Source organism: Arthrobacter sp. P4_H3 (assembly GCF_056400885.1).
Genome location: NZ_JBFUKK010000009.1, coordinates 112,847 through 128,651 on the forward strand (window position 1 = coordinate 112,847; position 15,805 = coordinate 128,651).

At 66.0% G+C, this 15,805-nt stretch carries 11 protein-coding genes; 3 read left to right on the top strand and 8 right to left on the bottom strand.

The features are described from left to right. The 6 genes from treZ to glmS form a co-directional block, all read right to left on the bottom strand. On the bottom strand, window positions 1-1,755 hold the full coding sequence (treZ, locus tag AC1DRE_RS13715; RefSeq protein ID WP_476985150.1) for a malto-oligosyltrehalose trehalohydrolase: 1,755 nt from the start codon (window positions 1,753-1,755) through the stop codon (window positions 1-3). After that, window positions 1,752-4,133 carry a malto-oligosyltrehalose synthase gene (treY, locus tag AC1DRE_RS13720; RefSeq protein ID WP_476985151.1) on the bottom strand — a complete coding sequence of 794 codons (2,382 nt, stop codon included), beginning with the start codon at window positions 4,131-4,133 and terminating at the stop codon, window positions 1,752-1,754. The genes treZ and treY overlap by 4 nt, the downstream gene beginning before the upstream one ends. Further along, a complete protein-coding gene (gene glgX, locus AC1DRE_RS13725; protein WP_476985152.1) occupies window positions 4,130-6,403 on the bottom strand; it encodes a glycogen debranching protein GlgX in 2,274 nt (757 codons plus the stop codon). The genes treY and glgX overlap by 4 nt, the downstream gene beginning before the upstream one ends. 88 nt (window positions 6,404-6,491) lie before the next feature. Beyond that, a complete protein-coding gene (locus AC1DRE_RS13730; protein WP_476985243.1) occupies window positions 6,492-8,018 on the bottom strand; it encodes an NAD(P)H-hydrate epimerase in 1,527 nt (508 codons plus the stop codon). Window positions 8,019-8,071: 53 nt separating this feature from the next. After that, complete coding sequence (locus AC1DRE_RS13735) at window positions 8,072-8,419, bottom strand: holo-ACP synthase (protein WP_011692749.1); 348 nt, start codon at window positions 8,417-8,419, stop codon at window positions 8,072-8,074. A 5-nt stretch (window positions 8,420-8,424) separates the two neighbouring features. After that, entirely contained in the window at window positions 8,425-10,317 is a 1,893-nt protein-coding gene (gene glmS / locus AC1DRE_RS13740; protein ID WP_476985153.1) for a glutamine--fructose-6-phosphate transaminase (isomerizing), read from the bottom strand. Between the two features lie 134 nt (window positions 10,318-10,451). Here glmS and coaA point away from each other — a divergent pair, with 134 nt between their 5' ends. Together coaA and AC1DRE_RS13750 are read left to right on the top strand one after the other, a co-directional pair. Next, on the top strand, window positions 10,452-11,417 hold the full coding sequence (gene coaA / locus AC1DRE_RS13745; RefSeq protein WP_476985154.1) for a type I pantothenate kinase: 966 nt from the start codon (window positions 10,452-10,454) through the stop codon (window positions 11,415-11,417). A 5-nt stretch (window positions 11,418-11,422) separates the two neighbouring features. Further along, a complete protein-coding gene (locus AC1DRE_RS13750) occupies window positions 11,423-12,358 on the top strand; it encodes a M15 family metallopeptidase (RefSeq protein WP_476985155.1) in 936 nt (311 codons plus the stop codon). A gap of 48 nt (window positions 12,359-12,406) precedes the next feature. Here AC1DRE_RS13750 and AC1DRE_RS13755 read toward each other — a convergent pair whose 3' ends face one another. Then, window positions 12,407-13,615 carry an acyltransferase family protein gene (locus tag AC1DRE_RS13755; protein WP_476985156.1) on the bottom strand — a complete coding sequence of 403 codons (1,209 nt, stop codon included), beginning with the start codon at window positions 13,613-13,615 and terminating at the stop codon, window positions 12,407-12,409. 198 nt (window positions 13,616-13,813) lie between these two features. Between AC1DRE_RS13755 and mscL the strand changes: the two genes are divergently transcribed. Then, window positions 13,814-14,209, top strand: coding sequence for a large conductance mechanosensitive channel protein MscL (gene mscL, locus AC1DRE_RS13760; protein ID WP_476985157.1), 396 nt, complete (start codon window positions 13,814-13,816; stop codon window positions 14,207-14,209). A gap of 78 nt (window positions 14,210-14,287) precedes the next feature. Here mscL and glmM read toward each other — a convergent pair whose 3' ends face one another. Then, the gene (glmM, locus tag AC1DRE_RS13765; protein WP_476985158.1) at window positions 14,288-15,646 is read right to left on the bottom strand and encodes a phosphoglucosamine mutase; all 1,359 of its coding nucleotides are present in this window, start codon (window positions 15,644-15,646) and stop codon (window positions 14,288-14,290) included. Between the last annotated feature and the right edge of the window lie 159 nt (window positions 15,647-15,805).

Consider the following 15,805-nt stretch of genomic DNA (forward strand, 5'->3'; position numbering starts at 1 on the left):
CTAGGCCCGCAGAATGGCCGCACTCCATGGGGCCAGCACCAGCGAAACCCCGTCCGGCTGCGTTGCCTCGTCGGTGGAGAGCAGCAAGGTTCCGCCGGCGTCGTCGAGCTTGACCGCCTGCTCCGAGAAGTTCAGCACCACGTGCACGTCTCCGCGCCGGAACCGCAGCCAGCCCTCCTCTTCGCTGTAGTCCACCGCGGTGTCCGTGAACTCCAGGCCTGCCAGTTCCGGAGTGCTGCGCCGCAGCGCGGTCAGCGAGCGGTAGAGGTCCAGGAGGCGGGCATGGTCGCCCTCCGCGGCCTCGTTCCAGTTCAGTTTTGAACGCCGGAAGGTTTCCGGGTCCTGGGGGTCGGGCACGACGGCGGGATCCCACCCCATGCGCTCGAACTCCTTGATGCGGCCTTCCGCCGTCGCCTTGCCCAGCTCGGGCTCGGGGTGGGAGGTGAAGAACTGCCAGGGCGTGGTGGCGCCGTACTCCTCCCCCATAAAGAGCATGGGGGTGAACGGAGACGTCAGCGTGAGGACCGCCGCCAGGGCCAGCTGCCCGTAGGACAGCGACTGGGACAGCCTGTCGCCGGTGGCGCGGTTGCCGATCTGGTCGTGGTTCTGGCTGCACACCACCAGGGCGGCAGGATGCACCAGCGCGGTGTTGATGGGCCGTCCATGGTGCCGGCCGCGGAAGCTGGAGTAGCTGCCGTCGTGGAAGAAGCCGCTGCGCAGCACCTTGGCCAGGGCGCCCAGCGAGTCGAAGTCGCTGTAGTACCCCGCCGTCTCCCCGCTGATGTTCACGTGGACGGCGTGGTGGAAGTCGTCGCTCCACTGCCCGTCCAGCCCGTACCCGTTGACGTCCCGGGGATACAGCAGGCGGGGGTTGTTGAGGTCCGACTCCGCGATCATGCTGATCGGCCGGCCGGTTTCGGCGGACACCGCATCGCCCAGTGCACCGAAGTCCTCCAGGAGATGGACGGCGCGCTCGTCCTTGAAGGCGTGCACGGCATCGATCCGCAGCCCGTCCACGTGGTAGTCGCGTAGCCACATGGCCGCGTTGTCGAGGATGTAGCTGCGGACCTCGTCGGACCCGCCCCCGTCCAGGTTGACCGAGTCACCCCAGGTGTTCCCCTCCCCCGACTTCAGGTAGGGCCCGAAGCGAGGCAGATAGTTGCCACTGGGGCCGAGGTGGTTGTACACCACGTCCTGGATGACGCCCAGGCCCGCGGCGTGCGCGGCGTCCACGAAGCGCTGGTAGGCGGCAGGTCCGCCGTAGCCCTCATGGACGGTGTACCAGAGGACGCCGTCGTAGCCCCAGTTGTGGGTGCCGTTGAAGCCGTTGACGGGCAGCAGTTCCACAAAGTCGACGCCGAGCTCCGTGAGGTAGCCCAGCTTTCCGGCGGCGGCCTCAAGGGTGCCCTCGGGGGTGAAGGTGCCGATGTGCAGCTCGTAGATGACGGCGCCCTGCAGCTCCCGGCCCGGCCAGTTCCCGTCCGCCCATTCATGGGCGGACGGGTCAAAGGTGCGGGACAGGGAATGGACGCCTGCCGGCTGCCGTCGCGACCGGGGATCCGGCAATGGAATGGTGTCGGTCCCCGGCAGGTAGCCGTAGTCGACGTCGCCGTCGGCGGGGGCAGCCGGAGCTGTCCACCAGCCCCCGCCGCGTTGGCTCATCGGATATTCCGAGCCGCCCGCCAGCAGGGTGATGGCGCTGACATCGGGCGCCCAGATATCGAAGCGTTGGCTTGCGCTTGCAGTCGTCGTCATCCGTCGTTCTCCGATCGTCCGGAAGTGGCAGAGGTGGCAGAGGTGGCAGAGGTGGCAGGAACGAGCAGGGCAACGGGGTACCTGGCCAGGACGTCCGCGACGGACACCTGCCCGGGCCCGAAGATGTTTCCTGTGAGCTCGTCGGTCATTGCAGCTGGGAGGGTAACGGTGGTGTCCTGCCAGCCGCCGGCCTGTTCCAGCCGGCGCGGCAGCCGGGTGGCCAGCGTGACGGCACCGGCCGAGGCGCCGGCGCCACCGGAACCCGTTCCGCGGCTGAAGGCCACCAGGTGCTCCGCTGCCGGGCCGGCCGCGGGCACTGCCGCGTAGCCGGTGAAGAGTTCCGGCCGGTCGCGCCGGAGCCGGAGCGCCCGCGAGGCCACCAGCAGCTTGGCAGCCTCATCCAGGTACGACGCCGGACGCTCGCCGGCGTCGAGTGCCGCCAGTGCCCGTTGCCTCGCGGCAAAGTCGACGGTCCGCCGGTTGTCCGGATCAGTGAGGGAACGGTCCCAGAACTCGGTGCCCTGGTAGACGTCCGGCACGCCGGGCATGGTCAGCTGCACCAGTTTCGCGGACAGCGCGTTCGCCGCGCCGTACGGATCCAGGAGGGCCACGAAGGACTCCAGTTCCGCACGGACCTCCGGGTTATCGAAGACGGAGTCGACGGCGGCGGCCAGCTTCTGCTCGAACGCTTCGTCCGGGTCAAGCCAGTCGGTCGAATTCCCGGCCTCGCGGGCTGCTTTGGTGGCGTACTGCTGCAGGCGTTCCCGGGAGGCAGGCCAGGCACCGGCGATGGCCTGCCACAGCAGGCTGGAGAGCGGCCCGTCAGGCAGCGGGGCCAGTTCCTGCAGCCTGGTCAGTACCTTGTCCCACTCCGCGACGAACTCGGAAATCACCGAAATCCGGGCGCGGGTGTCCTCGCTGCGTTTGGTGTCGTGCGTGCTCAGCGTTGTCATGGACAGCGGAAGTTCGGCTTCGCGCCGTTCCATCCGGCGGTGGAATTCCGAAGGAGCGAGGGCGAATTCGGTGGGATCGGCGCCCACCTCGGTCAGGGTTCCCAGCCGGGTGTAGCGGAAGAACGCGGTGTCCTCCACCCCTTTGGCCATCACCATGCCGGACGTCTGCTGGAACCGCTGCGCCAGCGCCGAACCGGAGTCCAGCAGCAGCGGCTGCAGCAATTCCACCGCCTGCGCCAGGTCGGGCCGGTTCCGCGCAGCCAGGCTGCAGGCCTCCTTCAGGATTTCCTCCCCGAACGGAAGGTAGGTCCGGTACACCGGAAAGGCAGCGATGATCTCGGACAGCGCATCCGCCGCACGGCCGGCATCGAGGTCCGTTTCCACCGGAATCAGCCGACCCAGGCGCAGGATCTCCGAGTGCAGGATGCCGTCGGTGATCCTGCGTTTGGTCCCGCGGATCATCTCGTCGTAGTCGGCCGGTTCGCCGCCACGGAGCCTGCCGTCGAGCTGGTCCAGGGCCTTCTGCGCCTCGGCGTCGACGAAGAGCCGGTCCACGTCCGCCAGTGCGTCGTAGCCGGTGGTCCCCTCGCATTCAAAGGAGGCCGGAAGTTCCTCCCCGGGTTCGAGGATCTTCTCGATCAGCAGGTAGCTGCCGCCGGTCGCTTCGCGGAGCCGCCGGAGGTAGCCCTCGGGGTCCGCCAGCCCGTCCGGGTGGTCGATCCGGAGACCGTCCGCCAGACCCTCGCGGAACCAGCGCACCACTTCCTCGTGCGCCTCGTCGAACACCCGGGGAACTTCGACCCGGACGCCAGCCAGCGTATTGACCGCGAAAAAGCGTCGGTAGTTGAGCTCGTTGTCCGCGCGGCGCCAGCCCACGAGTTCGTAGTTCTGGCGGGCGTGGACGTCGCGCGGGTCGTCCCCATCGGAGTAGCTGCCGTCCGCCAGCGGGAACCGGTGGTCGTAGTAGCGGAGTTCGCCGTCGCGGATTTCCAGCTTGTCGAGGTCGTCATCGCTGCCCAGCACGGGCAGCCTTACGCGGCCGCCGGCGAAGTCCCAGTCGACGTCGAACGCCTCTGCGTAACGGGACTGTTTGCCTTCCTTGAGGAGGGACCACCACCACGGGTTCTGGTAGGGCGACGCCACCCCCACATGGTTGGGCACAATGTCCACGAGCACGCCCATGCCGGCGTCCCGGGCTGCCCGGGACACCGCCTTCAGCCCTTCCGGGCCGCCGCGGTCGGGGTCGACCGTGGACGGGTCGGTGACGTCGTAGCCGTGGTCGGATCCCTTTTCCGCCCTCAGGATCGGGGAAAGGTAGATCCAGTCCACGCCCAGCGACTTCAGGTAGGGCACCGTGGCGGCAGCGTCCTGGAGCGTGAACGAAGGACGGATCTGGAGCCGGTAAGTGGAAACGGGAGTCTTCATGACTTCGACTTTTTCGGCTTCGGATTTGGCTTCGACTTCATGACTTTGGCCGAGGTTGCCCTATCCGGGACCACCGGGCTGGTCAAAGCTGCCGCGTCGCTGGTGGTGGTCTGCGACAACGCCGCGAGCGAGGCCGCCACAGAGTGGTCGGGTTCGACTTCGGGCGTGCTGTGCGCGCGGAGCACCACGAGGGACTTGGCGTCCACGGCCAGGACACCGCCAGCCGCAACCGGTTCGGTATCGGCATTGTGCCCCGCGGTGTCGATGATGACGTCCCAGGCCGGGGCGTGTTCGTCGGATGGCAGGGTGAACTTCACTTCTTCGACGTCCGCATTGAAGTACAGCACGAAGTTGACGTCGGTGATCCGCCGGCCCCGCTCGTCCAGGCCCTGGATGCCATCACCGTTGAGGAATACGCCGATGGACCGGCCCAGGCCGCTGTCCCAGTCATCGGGCTTCATCGTGGAACCGTCAACGTCCAGCCATTCGATGTCCGGAAGCCTCTCTCCCTCGCCGCGGAGCACCGGCCGGCCGTCGAAGAATTTGCTGCGGCGGAACGTGGGGTGCCTGTGCCGGAGTGCGTTGACGGCGGCCGTGAACTCGATGAGCGGCTGGTCCACGTTGTCCCAGTTGATCCAGGTCAGTTCGGAGTCCTGGCAGTAGCCGTTGTTGTTGCCCTGCTGGGTGCGGCCCAGTTCGTCGCCGTGAAGCAGCATGGGCACACCCTGCGAGAGCAGCAGCGAGGCGATGAAGTTGCGCTGCTGCCGGGCGCGGAGCCCGAGGACCTTGGGGTCGTCGGTGGGGCCTTCGGTGCCGCAGTTCCAGGAACGGTTGTGCGATTCGCCGTCGTTGTTGCCCTCGCCGTTGGCCTCGTTGTGCTTCTCGTTGTAGGACACCAGGTCAGACAGGGTGAACCCGTCGTGGGCGGTGACGAAGTTGATCGAGGCAACCGGCCGGCGGCCGGAGTGCTCGTAGAGGTCGGCGGAGCCGGTGATCCTGGAGGCGAATTCGCCCAGGGTGGACGGTTCTCCCCGCCAGAAGTCGCGGACGGTGTCGCGGTACTTTCCGTTCCATTCCGTCCACTGCGGCGGGAAGTTGCCCACCTGGTAGCCGCCGGGGCCGACGTCCCACGGCTCGGCGATCAGCTTGACCTGGGAAACCACCGGGTCCTGCTGGATGAGTTCGAAGAAGGTAGACAGCTTGTCAACGTCGTAGAACTCACGGGCCAGGGTGGAGGCGAGGTCGAACCGGAAGCCGTCCACGTGCATTTCGGTGACCCAGTAGCGCAGGGAATCCATGAGCAGCTGCAGTGAGTGGGGGTGCCGGACGTTGAGCGAATTTCCGGTGCCCGTGTAGTCCATGTAGTGCTTTTCGTCGCCGTCCATGAGCCGGTAGTAGGCGGCGTTGTCGATGCCCTTGAAGGACAGCGTGGGGCCCAGGTGGTTGCCTTCGGCGGTGTGGTTGTAGACGACGTCGAGGATCACTTCGATGCCCGCCTGGTGCAGCGAGCGGACCATTGCCTTGAAGTCCTGCACCTGCTGGCCGGTGTCACCGGTGGAGCTGTAGCTGTTGTGCGGGGCGAAGAAGCCGATGGTGTTGTAGCCCCAGTAGTTGTTCAGGCCCTTGTCTTCCAGGATGCCGTCATTGACGAACTGGTGCACGGGCATGAGCTCGATCGCGGTGACGCCCAGCTTCTGCAGGTGGGCGATGACCGAGGGGTGGGCCACGCCGGCGTAGGTGCCGCGCTGGTCCTCCGGAACCTCGGGGTGCAGCTGGGTCAGGCCCTTGACGTGGGCCTCGTAGATCACGGACTTGTGGTACGGGATGCGGGGCAGGTGGTCGCCGTCCCAGTCGAAGAACGGGTTGATCACCACGCCCATCATCATGTGCGGCGCGGAGTCGGCGTCGTTGCGGGAATCGGGATCGCCCATGTTGTAGGAGAACAGCGCCGGGTCCCAGTCGATCTTGCCGTGCACAGCCTTCGCATACGGGTCCATCAGCAGTTTGTTCGGGTTGAACCGGTTCCCGGAGTCGGGATCGTACGGTCCGTGGACGCGGTACCCGTATTTCTGTCCCGGCTGGATGTGCGGCAGGTAGCAGTGCCATACGTAGCCGTCCACTTCGAGGACATCGATCCGGGTCTCCGCACCTTCGTCATCGAAGAGGCACAGTTCCACCTTGTCGGCCCTCTCGCTGAACAGCGCAAAGTTCGTGCCAGTGCCGTTAAAGGTGGCTCCCAGCGGGTATGCCGATCCGGGCCAGACTTCCATGTGTACTCCTCGTGCGAACGATCAAATCATTAGACAGACTACTAGTAAGTAAGATTACTATTCTGGTTACGGCGCTTTGCACCCATGGTTACAGCGTTCGCATCACCACCGGCACGCAGTCGGCGATGGCACCGGCGGTCACGGGACCGCCGGCTGAAGCAAGGGTTCCGGCGCGGCCGTGCAGGCTTGCCGCCATGGCGCCGATGGCCGCCCAGCGCTCGTCCGGATCGATGCCCCGCGCAGTGAAGCGTCCGACGTCGGAACCCAGTTGCGCCATCAGCGCCCCGATGATTCCGGCCAGGACGTCCCCGCTGCCGGCGGTGGCAAGCCAGGGTGTGCCGTCCGCCTGGCTGTAGAAGTCCTGGAAGGGCGAAGCCACCAGCGTGGTGGCACCCTTCAACAGGATCGTGGCCTCGGTCAGCCCCGCGGCCTGGCGCACGGCGGCAAGCGTGGCGGCTTCAACGGCGGACCGGTCCAGCTCCTGCCCAAGGCGCTTCAGCAGCACCGCCAGCTCGCCTGCGTGGGGTGTCAGGACAACCTGCGGGGCCAGCACATCGGGAAGTGCCGGCAAGGCGCCGGCGTCGGCAATGGTCGGCAGGCCCGAATCGGCGGCGTCACGCGCGCGCTGCAGCTGCTGCTCATCGGCCTCATCCACGCCGGAGCCCACCAGCCAGGCCTGCACATGGGTCTCAGCCACGGTTCCGGTGCTGCAGACCACTTCCGGGCAGGCCTGGCGGACCAGCTCAGCGACTTCCGGCGGCCCGAGGTAGCGCACCATGCCCACGCCCGCGGCCAGTGCCCCCCGGCAGGCAAGCACGGCTGCGCCGGGATAGGTGGATGAGCCTGCAACAACGCCGAGCACCCCGCGGGAGTATTTGTGCGCGCGCCTGGCCGGCCGGGGCAGCAGGGCGCCCAGGTCCTCGGCTTCGAGCCGCCGCAGCGCCGGCCACGGGAGCCGCTCTTCGATGCCGATGGGGATAACCAGCACCCGTCCGGAATAGTCCGCACCGGGATCGGAAAGCAGCCCAACTTTTGCGGCACCGAAGGTCACCGTGATGTCGGCGGGAAGGACTGGGTCATGGGCCTCACCGGTGTCGGCGTCCACGCCGCTGGGAATGTCGCAGGCCACCACGAAACCGTGGTTCGCGGTCCGCAGCTTCCCGATGAGGGACGTTGCTGCGCCGCGGAGGCCGCCCCGTGCGCCGGTCCCCAGCACGGCGTCAATCACGACGTCGGCACGGGCGGTCGCCGCTGCCAGCTCACCGGCGTTGTGGTCGGTGAGCGTCAGGACGCGGCCGCCGGCCCGCTCGAAGGCGGCAAGGCCTTCGGGGTGGGCCTCCCCTGCGGTGAGCACCGCCGTCGTACGCATTCCACGGCCGGCCAGGAAAGCCGCAGCGAACAGCCCGTCTCCGCCGTTGTTGCCCTTGCCCGCCAGGACCGCAACACTCGCACCGTAGCGGCGGATGCCACGCGACGTGAGTTCACGGACCACGGCGTTGGCCAGCCCGTAGGCGGCTCGTTGCATAAGAACAGCGCCCTCGCCAGCTCCCAGGCTCGCCTGGACAAAGCGCTGTTCGGCCTCCCGAATTTGGGTTCCGGTGTAGGCGCTGATCATGTTCAGTCCAATCGGTGCTGGGTCCACGGCAGGGCTGTCAGGTGAAGGCCGCGTCAGCCCTCCGCGAGGACGGTCGCCGTGGCGATCCCGCCGTCGTGGCTCATCGACAGGTGCCAGCGCTTGACGCCCTTGGACTCGGCGACGGCCAGCACGGTGCCCTTGACCTGGATGGTGGGGCCGTTCTGGTCCAGTCCGATCCAGCAGTCCTGCCAGTTCATCCCGGCGGGAGCGCCCAGGACCTTCGCCACCGCTTCCTTGGCCGCAAAGCGCGCGGCCAGGGAGCGCGTGTTCAGCTCACGCTCGGCCGGGACGAACAGCCGGTCCCGGAGCCCGGGGGTCCGTTCGAGCTGCCTGCCGAACCGTTCAATGTCTACGACGTCTACGCCAATGCCAACAATCATGCGGCTTATTCTACGGTCACGCTCTTGGCCAGGTTGCGTGGCTGGTCCACGTCGTAACCCTTGGCCGTAGCGAGTTCGAGGGCGAAGATCTGCAGCGGCACGGTGGCCAGCAGGGGTGCCAGGAGCGTGGGCGTCTCCGGGATGTAGAAGACGTGCTCGGCGTAGGCCTTGACCGCTTCGTCGCCTTCCTCGGCGATGACGATGGTCTTCGCGCCGCGGGCCCGGACCTCCTGGATGTTGGAGACCACCTTGGCGTGCAGCGAGTTCCGGCCGCGCGGGGAGGGAACCACCACGAACACCGGCTGGCCCTCCTCGATCAGGGCGATGGGGCCGTGCTTGAGCTCACCGGCGGCAAAGCCCTCGGCGTGGATGTAGGCCAGTTCCTTGAGCTTGAGCGCGCCTTCCATGGCCACCGGGAACCCGACGTGGCGGCCCAGGAACAGCACGGACTTGGCCCCGGACATGGACCGGGCCAGTTCCTTGATCTCGTCCGCGTGGTCCAGGACCTGCTGGATCTTCGCCGGGACCTTGGCGAGGTCGGCCAGGATGTCCTTGATCTCGCCCTGGAACTTGTTGCCGCGCAGCTGTGCCAAATACAGGCCCAGCAGGTAGGCGGCGGTGATCTGGGCCAGGAAGGCCTTGGTGGACGCGACGGCGATCTCCGGCCCGGCGTGGGTGTACAGCACGGCGTCGGATTCACGCGGGATGGTGGAGCCGTTGGTGTTGCAGATGGAGAGGGTCTTGGCGCCCTGTTCCTTGGCGTACCGGACGGCCATCAGGGTGTCCATGGTCTCGCCGGACTGGGAGATGGAAACAATCAGCGTGTTCTCATCCACGATCGGGTCCCGGTAGCGGAACTCGTGGGAGAGCTCCACCTCGGTGGCGATCCGGCACCAGTGCTCGATGGCGTATTTGGCCACCTGGCCGGCGTAGGCGGAGGTGCCGCAGGCGAGCACGATGATCTTGTTGATCTTTTTCAGGTGCTCGGGGTCGATGCGCATTTCATCGAGGGTCAGCTTGCCGTCCAGGTCCGAGCGGCCCAGCAGGGTGTTGGCGACGGCGTCGGGCTGGTCGTGGATTTCCTTCTCCATGAAGGACGGGTAACCGCCCTTTTCGGCCGAGGCCGGATCCCAGTCCACGTGGTATTCCTTGCCCTCGGCGGGGGCGCCGAAGAAGTCGGTGATTTCCACGGTGTCCGCGGTGATGGTCACGATCTGGTCCTGGCCCAGTTCCACGGCGCGGCGGGTGTAGTCGATGAAGCCGGAGACGTCCGAGCCGAGGAAGTTCTCGCCCTCGCCCAGGCCCACCACGAGCGGCGAGTTGCGCCGGGCGGCGACGACGACGTCGGGCTGGTCCGCGTGCACGGCCAGCAGGGTGAAGGCGCCTTCCAGGCGCTGGCAGGCCAGCTGCATGGCCTTGGTCAGGCCGCCGTTGGAGGGGTCGCCGCCCAGCTTGTTCCGGAAGATGTCGCCCAGGAGCACGGCGGCCACCTCGGTGTCCGTCTCGGACGCGAACGTGGCGCCGTCCTGGAGCAGTTCGAGCTTGAGCTCGGCGAAGTTTTCGATGATGCCGTTGTGGATCAGGGCCAGCTTGCCGCCGTCGGCCAGGTGCGGGTGCGCGTTCTGGTCCGTGGGTCCGCCATGGGTGGCCCAGCGGGTGTGGCCGATTCCGGTGGCCGATTCCGGCAACGGCCGCTCTTCCAGTTCGGTGAGCAGATTGCTCAGTTTCCCGGATTTCTTGCGGGACGAAATGGTCCCGTCCGCCACCACCGCGACGCCGGCGGAGTCATATCCCCGGTACTCCAGACGGCGGAGTCCCTCAAGGACAACGTCCAACGCGCCGTGGCCAACATTTACCCGGCCTGACGAATGGCCTACGTATCCTACGATTCCACACATAGAGGCAAGCTTATATGGCGGAGCGGGCCGCCGCCGTCGAACGTGGCCTCCTTGACGGGTCGCAAGCCGTCCTTTACGCCGCTTTGGGCGCCATCCATTTCGCTCTCAGCGTCGCGCGGGGCAGAATCTCTTAGGTGACTTTGCAACGCAATGAAGCGAACGGAGAGGGAGTCTCCCCGTTCGTGGAGCTGGACAGGCAGACCTGGTCCCGGCTCGCAGCCCAGATGGAACAGCCCCTGAATGAGGAGGACGTGCTCCGTCTCCGAGGGCTCGGCGATCCGCTGGACATGAAGGAAGTCCGCGAAGTCTATCTGCCGCTCTCCCGGCTGCTTCACCTCTACGTGGAGGCCGCGGGCCAGCTGCACGCCGCCACCACCACGTTCCTCGGCGAACAGACGCAGCGCACACCCTTTGTGATCGGCGTGGCCGGTTCCGTGGCCGTGGGAAAATCCACCATCGCCCGCGTGCTCCGCGAGATGCTCCGGCGCTGGCCCGGCACCCCCAACGTGGAGCTCATCACCACGGACGGGTTCCTGTATCCCCTGGCCGAGCTCAAGCGCCGGCACCTGCTGGAGCGCAAGGGTTTCCCGGAGTCCTATGACCGCCGCGCGCTCCTGCGGTTTGTGAGTGAGATCAAGGGCGGCGCGGAAGAGGTCCGTGCCCCCTGGTACTCCCACGTCACATACGACATCGTGCCCGGCAAGGAAGTGGTGGTCCGCCGGCCGGACGTGCTGATCGTGGAGGGCCTGAACGTCCTGGCCCCCGCCCGTCCCCGGCACGACGGCAAGCAGGGGCTGGCGCTGAGCGACTTCTTCGACTTCTCGATCTATGTGGACGCGAAGACCTCCTACATCGAGGAGTGGTACGTGGACCGGTTCCGCAAGCTGCGCACCACGGCCTTCGCCCAGCCGGAGTCCTACTTCCACCGCTATGCAACCCTTTCCGACGATGAAGCCGAAAGCACCGCCCGCGACATCTGGAAGCGCATCAACGAGCCCAACCTCGAGGAAAACGTCCTCCCGACGCGGGGCCGGGCGCAACTGGTGCTGACCAAGGAAGCAGACCATTCCATCCGCCGCATGCTGCTGCGGAAGGTCTAGCACACATGTGCCACAACTGTGCTGCAACGGCCGGACCGGCTTTGGCGGCCGGGAATGTGCCGGCTGCCGGGACTGTGCCGAGCAGGAGGTCCATCGCCAAGCTTCTCGCCGTTGGCGCCGGGCTGACTGCCCTGGCAGCGTGCACGCCCGACGGCGGGACCCAGCCGCCGTCGTCGTCCTCCGCGACCGGAACCTCCGCCTCGCCGGCTGCCGTTTCGGAGTCCGCAGGGTCGGAGACCTCCACTGCAGCCGCCACTGAACCGGGGACCGTAGCGGCGCCCGCGCCAGCCACCACGTCCGCGCCGACGCCCACCTCACCGGCGGCCGGTTTGGCGAAACAGCATTCCCTGACGGATCCAGCCAGCCCGTGGCTGGTGGTCAACAAGCACCGCCCGCTCTCCCCCGCCGATTACGTGCCGGCGGACCTCGTTCAGCCGAACGTCGCACTGGCAGTTTCCGGCGAAGCGGCACAGTTGAACAGCACGACGGCGGCTGCCGCGGAACAGATGTTCGCCGCGGCCGCGCAGGACGGCGTGACCATGACGCTGGCCAGCGGCTACCGTTCCTACGGCACCCAGGTGGCGACGTACAACAGCTATGTTGCGTCCCGGGGGCAGGCCGAGGCGGACACGGCCTCAGCCAGGCCGGGGTTCTCCGAGCACCAGACCGGCTGGTCCTTTGACATCGGCGACGGCGGCGGGGCCTGCAGCTTCCAGCCGTGCTTCGCCGATCAGCCAGCCGCCGTGTGGGCCAAGGCCAACGGGCACCGCTTCGGCTTCGTGGTCCGGTACCCGTGGATGCTCCACGAGACAACGGGCTACTACTACGAGTCCTGGCACCTGCGCTTCATCGGGGTGGAAGCCGCGACGGACATGGCTAATCGCGGAATCGCGACGCTCGAGGAGTACTTCGGACTGGAAGCAGCACCGGGGTACCTGTAGGGGTGCCTGGCGAGGAACCTATGCCGCGATTCGACTAGCACGAAAGCTTTATGCGGTTACTAAAGCGCGCGAGAACTTGCGGTCGGTCGATTGCCGGCCGAAACGCTGAGCAGGTGCTTCCACCAGCACGAAGCTCAACCAGGCTAGAGGTGCTGTTGCCAGGACCGAGATCACGGCCAATGCCCACAACGGAACCACCGTGTGAAGACCTGCAACGGCAAGAAGCTGCTGGACCGGCCAGCCGTAGATGTACATGCCGTATGAAATGTCGTATCGGGACCCGATACGGTGGAACACGGGAGACGACCCCAACCATAGAATCAGATACGCCATCGGTAACGGGCACAAGGCTAAGAACGTCCCTGAAAAGTACGACAACACGAGAACAGCCGCAGCCCACGTTGCCACGTCCTTGCCCATGGAAACTCGCGACCGGTAGAGGCAGAGAATTGACCCAGCCAGGAACGTAGCGACAGGGCAGAATATCCTTCCCAGTGGCCCGCCCGTAGGGCCTTGAGTCATAACGCTCAGCGCCAGCGCACCCATAACAACGCCGAAAATGATTACGATTGCCACTCGAAACAATTTGGGGCTGAGGGTTGAAAATACGCCAACCAACCCGTAGCACAAGACCTCCCAGAAAAGCGTCCAGAGAGGTGAGTTCCATTGATCGGCCCCAGGCACATCGGCAAGGGTGGACCCTATGGGGAAGTTACCCAGCTGCGTGCCGAAAAGTGACAGGTTACCCAAAACGAAGCTGGTCGCTTCGGGGGTGTTGTATGTCCGCCTACCAAATAATGCCGCCAGCGGGGCCATAGCAAAGGCTATGACCACCAGGCAGACAGCTAGGCCCGGAACTATCCGCAGAAATCGCGCGTAGGAGAACGCTATATTACCGCCAATACGCAGCCTGCTTAGCGTGACAAGGTAGCCGGAGACTCCAAAGAACACCACGACGGCCCATGCCCCCAACTTACCTCCGGCGATTGTCGGATCCGGTCCGTGTCCGCCCAACCACCAACTGTGGGACACGATCACCAAAGCGGCCATAGCCAGTCGGATTGCATTCAGTGAGTTCCGATGACCGCTAAGTGCAGTGTCCAGTGAAAGGCCTGCCACGATTCGCCGGCCGCGTTCGCCAGGAATTTGCCGGCGGCCGAGAGGCAAGAGCCGACGGCCGAGGACGCCCCTCAGGTAGGCAAGGAGAATGGCCACGATGGGCAGCGCAACGGTGCGAACAGATAGGAGCTGCTTCATGGGAACGAGCCTGAGAGTGCTCGATCAACTTTGGGCACACATGCGGCGCAGGATTGTCGCAGGATTGCAGGCCGGTGCCCTTGGCGGCGAGAATAACGAGCGATCCATCCTTCGCCAGTCGTGTGTGATCAGCGACACGCCCCGCGAAATTACCTGGCTGTCACACCATGTTTACGGGGCTGCACTAGCTTGGAAGCTATGTTGACCGGATTCAAGAATTTCATCATGAAGGGCAACGTCGTAGACCTTGCCGTCGCCGTGGTCATGGGTGCCGCCTTCGGCGCCGTCGTGACCTCAATCGTTGAAGGCTTGCTGACTCCGCTGATCGGCCGCCTGTTCAGTGCCAAAGGCATTGCAGAGATGCAGTGGGAGGGATTCATGTATGGGTCCGTCATCTCCTCCATCATTTCGTTCCTGCTGGTGGCCGCCGCCATCTACTTCGTGGTCATCATGCCGATGAACCACATGATCGAACGCCGTAACCGCCGGCTCGGTATTGGTACCGAAGTCAAGGAGGAGGCCGCCGAAGACCCTCATATCGCGCTCCTCACCGAAATCCGGGACGAACTCAGGAACGGCAGCCGCCGGGCGTAGTCGTCGGTTATGACGAAAGTGGTCCGTCTCCGGCTGGAGGCGGACCACTTTTTTGTTCGAGGGCTGGCTCGGGCTGGCTCAGACGGCCGGTGCAACCGCCAGGCGTTCCTCCACCACGGCGGCGAGCCGCTTGCAGATTCGTTCAGCGGTGGGCATGTCGGCGGCCTCCACCATCACGCGGACCAGAGCCTCTGTGCCGGACGGCCGCAGGAGCACCCTGCCGGTGTCGCCCAGTTCCGCGGAAGCCTCAGCCACTGCGGCGAGGACTCCCTCGTCGGTGCCCGCCCGCGCCTTGTCCACGTTCTTGACGTTGATCATCAGCTGCGGGAGCTTGGTCATGACGGTGGCCAGTTCCTTTAGCGGCCGGCCCGTGAGCGCCACCTGCGCCGCCAACTGCAGGCCGGTCAGGAGGCCGTCGCCCGTGGTGGCGTGGTCGGCGAAGATAACGTGTCCGGACTGTTCGCCGCCGAGGTTGAACCCGCCGTCGCGCATTTCCTCAAGCACGTAGCGGTCCCCCACCGCAGTTTCGCGGATGCTGATGCCCGCATTGCGAAGGGCGATCTTCAAACCGAGGTTGCTCATGACAGTGGCCACCAGGACGTTGTCCTTGAGCTTGCCGGACTCTTTCAGCGCCACGGCGAGGATGGCCATGATCTGGTCGCCGTCCACCTCGTTGCCTTCGTGGTCGATGGCCAGGCAGCGGTCGGCGTCGCCGTCGTGTGCGATGCCCAGGTCTGCGCCATGCTCCACCACGGCACGCTGAAGGGCGCCGAGGTGGGTTGAGCCCACGCCGTCATTGATGTTCAGGCCGTCGGGCTCCGCACCGATGACCACAATCTCAGCGCCGGCGTCGTTGAAGAGCTGCGGGGAACAGCCGCTGGCGGCGCCGTTGGCGCAGTCCAGGACGATCTTCAGCCCGTCGAGGCGGTGCGGCAGAGTGCCCAGCAGGTGGACGATGTAGCGGTCCTCGGCGTCGGAGAAGGTCTGGATGCGGCCCACGTCGCTTCCTGTGGGGCGGAACGCGTCCTTACCCATCTGTTCCTCAATGGCGTCCTCAACCTCGTCAGGAAGCTTCTGGCCGCCCTTGGCGAAGAACTTGATGCCGTTGTCCGGAGCCGGGTTGTGGGAGGCGGAGATCATCACGCCGAAGTCTGCCTTGAGGTCGGCAACCAGGTACGCGGCGGCCGGGGTGGGAAGCACGCCGGCGTCATAGACGTCGATGCCTGAACTGGAGAGTCCCGCCGAGACGGCCGCAGAGATAAACTCGCCGCTGGCACGCGGATCACGGGCCACCACGGCGCGCGGCCGGGCACCGTTCGTCGTGCGTTGGTGGCCGAGTATGACGGCGGCCGCTTGCGCCAGCTGCATTGCCAGCTCTGCTGTGAGCAGGCCGTTTGCCAGGCCCCGGACACCATCTGTTCCAAATAATCTAGACATCGGGTCAAGTTTAGACGATGGACCTGCCGGCGCTGGCGGCGCCACGTTTCACCGTCCGGGCACCCGTTCAGGGAGGGGTAGTACGCGACGCTGACCAGCCACTCGCTTTCAACTACTTGGATATTGCTTGCGTGTACTCGTCTTTGCCAAAAAGCCTCG